The sequence below is a fragment of the Candidatus Phaeomarinobacter ectocarpi genome (assembly GCF_000689395.1).
Taxonomy (GTDB): Bacteria; Pseudomonadota; Alphaproteobacteria; order CGMCC-115125; family CGMCC-115125; genus Pyruvatibacter; species Pyruvatibacter ectocarpi.
Map to the genome: position 1 here is coordinate 1763117 of NZ_HG966617.1, position 5324 is coordinate 1768440.

The following is a 5324-nucleotide window of genomic DNA, read 5'->3' on the forward strand; positions in this document are numbered from 1 at the left end:
ACGACGGTTGCCGAGGTGATCAATGTCGTCGATTTCACCACGGCCATCGCGCAGATCAACAAGTGTCTTGATCACGGCCAGAATATCGTCACCACGCAGGACGCGAACAGTGTCTTCTGCATCCAGATCAAGGCGCATGTTCATCTTCACGCGGCCAACCGCAGAAAGATCGTAGCGTTCGCTGTCAAAGAACAGGCTGTCGAACAGAGCCTGAGCTGTATCGGGGGTTGGCGGCTCGCCGGGACGCATCACGCGGTAGATGTCGACCAGCGCCTGCTCCTTGTTGGTTGCCTTGTCCACGGCCAGCGTGTTGCGGATGTAACCACCCACATTTACCTGATCGATGTCGAGAATTTCGATGGCTTTGATGCCAGCTTCGGCAAACGTTTCGAACAGTTCTTCGGTGATTTCTTCGCCGGCTTCAGCAAAGATTTCGCCGGTCTCTTCGTTGATCATCTCAGTAGCAATGAACTGCCCGATGAGATTTTCAGGCTGCATCAGCAGCTCTTTGACGCCTTCTTCGAGAAGCTTCTTGCCAAGGCGAGGCGTGATTTTGCGCCCTGCTTCAATGACAACGTCGCCAGTCTTCGCGTCGACCAGGTCAACTGCCGGCTTGATGCCGCGCATGCCTTCCGGGTTGAACGGCGTCTTCCAGCCATCCTTGGTCTTCTTGTAGGCAATCTTGCCGTAGAACAGATCAAGGATCTGCTCGCTGTCCATGCCGAGCGCATAGAGGAGCGTCGTCGCCGGAATTTTTCGGCGACGGTCAATGCGGCAATGCACGATGTCCTTGGCGTCAAACTCGAAGTCGAGCCAGGAACCGCGATACGGGATAACGCGCGCAGCAAACAGCAGCTTGCCAGATGAATGCGTCTTGCCCTTGTCGTGGTCAAAGAACACGCCGGGCGAACGGTGCATCTGGGACACGATCACGCGCTCGGTGCCGTTGACGATGAACGTACCGTTCTCCGTCATCAGCGGCATGTCGCCCATATAGACGTCCTGCTCCTTGATGTCCTTGACGGACTTGGCGCCGGTATCTTCGTCGACATCAAACACGATGAGACGGAGCGTCACTTTCAAAGGCGCAGCGTAGGTCATGCTGCGCTGCTGGCACTCTTCAGTGTCGTATTTGGGATCTTCAAAAGAGTACGACACGAATTCCAGCGTCGACGTCTCTGCATAATCAGAGATCGGGAAGACCGAGCGGAATACCGCCTCAAGGCCCTCATCCGGCTTGCGATCAGCCGGGTCGGTCAGCAGGAAATGGTCATATGACTGTTTTTGAACCTCGATGAGGTTCGGCATTTTAGTCACTTCGGGGATGTGACCAAAAAATTTGCGGATACGTTTGCGGCCAGTAAAGGACTGCGACATCAAGTGTCCTCGCACATAAGCGAATCAGGGGCATGGCATCCAGCAAGCGGATGCCACGAATTGAGGGTCGGCATAGACGGACTTGGAGTCCGGTTCACCACGCGCTGACAGGTCCAATTCGTCAGGGTTTCCCCTGTATTCCCGTAACCCGGCATGCGCAAAAGCGACGCATGCGCCAGCCCCGCTATGAGACGGAACCAGCGCATCGCCACTCGATGTATATGGGTAAGACCGAATATGGCCTTCCCCGCCCCTCATAGCAAGAGGGCTTAGCAAGGGGGTGCCCAAAAGGACGCCTCCTCACCCAAGAAGAATATCTTCGAACTACTTGAGTTCGACAGATGCGCCGGCTTCTTCCAGCTTCTTCTTCATTTCTTCGGCTTCCGCCTTTGGAACGTCTGCCTTCACTTCTTTAGGTGCACCTTCAACAAGCTCTTTGGCTTCCTTCAGGCCCAGACCAGTGATGGTGCGGACTTCCTTGATGACGTTGATCTTCTTGTCGCCAGCGCCTGTCAGAACGACAGAGAACTCTGTCTTTTCTTCAGCGGCTTCGCCACCAGCGGCTGCGCCACCGGCTGCTGCAACTGCAACAGGTGCTGCGGCGGAAACGCCCCACTTTTCTTCAAGCATCTTTGAAAGCTCAGCGGCTTCCAGGACGGTCAGTGCTGACAGGTCGTCAACGATCTGCTCGAGATTTGCCATTTTTCGTAATTCCTTAGCTTCGTAATACCGCTTCTGACGGTAGGTATGTGATGAGTGAATGACTGCCTGTGAGCGGATGCTCTAGGCGGCATCCCCCTGTTCTGCTTTGGCTGCAATAACGCGAGCAACCTGGCCGCCGGGTGCTGCGAGCACGCCTGCGATACGGGTTGCGGGCGTGTTGAGCATTCCCACAATCTTGCCCCGGAGCTCGTCGAGGGATGGCAGGTCGGCAAGTGCCTTGATGCCAGTCTCGTCAAGCACGGTATCGCCCATGATGCCGCCGCGGATAATGAGCTTCTCATTAGCCTTTGCGAACTTCGCGAGGATCCGTGGTGCTGCAACCGGGTCATCAGAGACACCGATTGCAGTTGGGCCAGTAAACAGATCAGTGATCTCGGATGCTGACGTACTTTCCAGAGCACGTTTTGCCAGACGGTTTTTCGTTACCCGAAAACTCGCACCAGCTTCAGCCATATCGCGACGAAGCTCAGAAAGCTCCGCAACGTTAAGGCCCGAATAGTGGGTCACCACGACCACACCGGCGTCACTGAAGACACCGTTCAGGGTCGAGACGAGCGCATCTTTTTCAGCGCGTTCCACGTGGCTCTACTCCAACTTTTGGGCTTCGCGCCGCTGCAGGACGTCCTGCAAACGAACAAAGCCCGGTGGCAATAGCCGCAATCCAGCAAAGCTGGGTCACGACGCTCAATTGCCTGTCCGCCAATGCTGGGGATTGCTCCCCTCACACAACATCGGCCAGAAGCGGCCCGAAATCGGGTCGTCCCGTCTAATGCAGGCGGTCATTAAGTCCTCCGGAAAAATTCCCTCGGACACCCGCAGTCACGGACAGGGCAAGGCCGGTTTCCCGGCCTCATCCCTCCCGCCAGCCATGCCGGCGAGAGTGAATTTCGTAACGCATCCAATGAGATGCGCTCTATTCCTTAGCCTTCAGACGAAAGGCTTGAAGGGTCAATCTTTACACCAGGGCCCATTGTCGAGCTGATGCTGACGCGCTTGATGTAGTTGCCCTTGGCACCAGAAGGCTTGGCCTTCTGCACAGAGTCGACAAACGCCGAAATATTCTGGCTGATCTGTTCAGCAGAGAAGCTGGCTTTGCCAACACCCGCCTGCAACACACCGGCCTTCTCGACGCGGAACTCAACAGCACCGCCCTTGGCTGCTTTCACAGCTTCAGCAACATCAGGTGTCACCGTGCCAACCTTGGGGTTCGGCATCAGGTTGCGCGGACCAAGCACTTTGCCCAGACGACCGACGAGCGGCATCATGTCTGGCGTCGCAATGCACTTGTCAAAGTCGATCTTGCCGCCCTGCACTTCTTCCATCAGGTCTTCAGCACCGACGATATCAGCACCGGCTGCCTTGGCTTCATCTGCTTTGTCGCCCTTGGCGAACACAGCAACACGGGCACCACGGCCTGAGCCATTGGGAAGTGTGCATACGCCGCGGACCATCTGGTCAGCGTGACGCGGATCAACACCAAGGTTCATGGCGACTTCAACAGTCTCATCAAACTTTGATTTGGCACCGTCCTTGATGAGCTGAACAGCTTCATCGAGGGTGTAGAGCTTCTTGCGATCAATTCCTTCGCGTGAAGCGGTAATCTTCTTGCCTGCTTTTGCCATGACTTAGCCCACCACCTCGATACCCATGGAGCGCGCAGAGCCAGCAATAATCAGGGCTGCGGCGTCAATGTCGTTTGCGTTGAGGTCAACAAGCTTTTCTTCCGCAATCTCGCGGACCTGCTTCATGGTGACCTTGCCTGCCACGTCTGTACCGGGCTTCTGTGAGCCCTTGTTCAGCTTGGCGGCTTTCTTCAGGTAGTAGCTTGCCGGTGGCTTCTTCGTGATGAACGTGAAGGACTTGTCCTGATAGATCGTAATGATCGTCGGGACAGGCATGCCGTTTTCCATGCCCTGCGTCTTGGCGTTGAACGCCTTGCAGAATTCCATGATGTTCAGACCACGCTGACCCAGCGCCGGGCCAATGGGAGGTGACGGATTGGCCGCCCCTGCCGGTACCTGAAGTTTCAGGTACCCGATAATCTTCTTCGCCATTATTGCTCCTTCCAGGCCCCTCAAAAGTGAGAGAAAACCTGACTTTTTACTTCGAAGGATTGTGGTGCGGCACTGGCTGTGCCTCCCACAAAGTCTCAACGTGAAAACGCCCCAATCCATGTCCGGCAACCCGGTCAGGAGCGAGGCGCTTCATCCAAGGCCGCAGGAAATACCCCAAAGCCCTTGGAATTACTAGAGGGCTGACAGATTTTTCAGTCAGCCGCAAATCGCTAGGTTTTGTCTACCTGAGCGTATTCAAGTTCAACGGGGGTCGGACGACCAAAGATTGACACGGCAACCTTGAGACGCGTGGCCTCCTCATCGACTTCCTCAACGAGGCCTGTGAACGATGCAAATGGGCCATCGACCACACGAACCTGCTCGCCAATCTCGAAAGAGATCGAGGGTTTGGGACGATCCACGCCTTCCTGAACCTGGTTCACGATGCGGTCGACCTCAGCCTGACTGACTGGCTGCGGCTTGGACTCAGATCCAAGAAAACCTGTGACCTTTGGCGTGTTCTTCACCAAGTGGAAGGCTTCGTCCGTGAGATCCATTTTCACCAGCACGTAGCCCGGGAAGAACTTGCGCTCGGTGTTGACCTTCTGACCGCGGCGGACTTCCACCACTTCCTCAGTCGGCACCAGCACTTCCTCAAAGCAATCCTCGAGGCCCTGCTGAACAGCCTGTTCCTTGATGCTCTCCGCCACCTTCTTTTCGAAGTTGGAGTAACTGTGAACGATGTACCAACGATGCGCCATGTGCGCGGATATCCTTGTTTGGTGGTCCTGCCCCAATTTCGGGAAGACCGGTGTTTCTCTTGCCGCGACGCTCAGACTAGAGGCTGAGGTTCAACAGCAGCTGCACGCCCCAGCTCAAAATCTGGTCGGCAATAAAGAAGAAAATGGAAGCAAGTGCGACCATGATGAAAACCATGACAGTCGTGATCGCGGTCTCACGGCGGGTCGGCCATGTCACCTTAGACGTCTCAGACCGCACCTGCTGGGCAAACTCCAGCGGCCCGGTCTTCTTCTTTTTCGCTACGTCTTTTGCCACGCTCTAATCGCGCCTTTATCGCTTGTCGTCCTGCAAACTCTCAGGACTGGATACATGCCGTGCGGGATACTACCGCGCTTGGCCCTGCCGCCTCACCAAAATCACCCGGTGCGG

Annotated in this window: 6 protein-coding genes and 1 pseudogene; all 7 read right to left on the minus strand. The window is 55.8% G+C overall.

The annotated features are described in order from the left end of the window. Nucleotides 1-1380 (minus strand): annotated as a pseudogene (locus BN1012_RS08500) (DNA-directed RNA polymerase subunit beta); the annotation flags it as partial. Nucleotides 1381-1701: 321 nt separating this feature from the next. Beyond that, a complete protein-coding gene (gene rplL / locus BN1012_RS08505; RefSeq protein WP_043949295.1) occupies nt 1702-2079 on the minus strand; it encodes a 50S ribosomal protein L7/L12 in 378 nt (125 codons plus the stop codon). A gap of 81 nt (nt 2080-2160) precedes the next feature. Next, nucleotides 2161-2679 (minus strand): 50S ribosomal protein L10, encoded by a 519-nt coding sequence (gene rplJ / locus BN1012_RS08510; RefSeq protein ID WP_043949296.1) that lies wholly within the window; start codon nt 2677-2679, stop codon nt 2161-2163. A 341-nt stretch (nt 2680-3020) separates the two neighbouring features. Next, nucleotides 3021-3722: a 50S ribosomal protein L1 gene (gene rplA, locus BN1012_RS08515; protein WP_043949297.1), complete on the minus strand. Its 702-nt coding sequence runs from the start codon at nt 3720-3722 to the stop codon at nt 3021-3023. 3 nt (nt 3723-3725) lie between these two features. After that, on the minus strand, nt 3726-4154 hold the full coding sequence (gene rplK / locus BN1012_RS08520) for a 50S ribosomal protein L11 (RefSeq protein ID WP_043949298.1): 429 nt from the start codon (nt 4152-4154) through the stop codon (nt 3726-3728). 230 nt (nt 4155-4384) lie between these two features. Then, nucleotides 4385-4915, minus strand: a complete 531-nt coding sequence (gene nusG, locus BN1012_RS08525; protein WP_043949299.1) for a transcription termination/antitermination protein NusG — start codon at nt 4913-4915, stop codon at nt 4385-4387. Nucleotides 4916-4991: 76 nt separating this feature from the next. Further along, complete coding sequence (gene secE, locus BN1012_RS08530) at nt 4992-5210, minus strand: preprotein translocase subunit SecE (RefSeq protein WP_043949300.1); 219 nt, start codon at nt 5208-5210, stop codon at nt 4992-4994. Between the last annotated feature and the right edge of the window lie 114 nt (nt 5211-5324).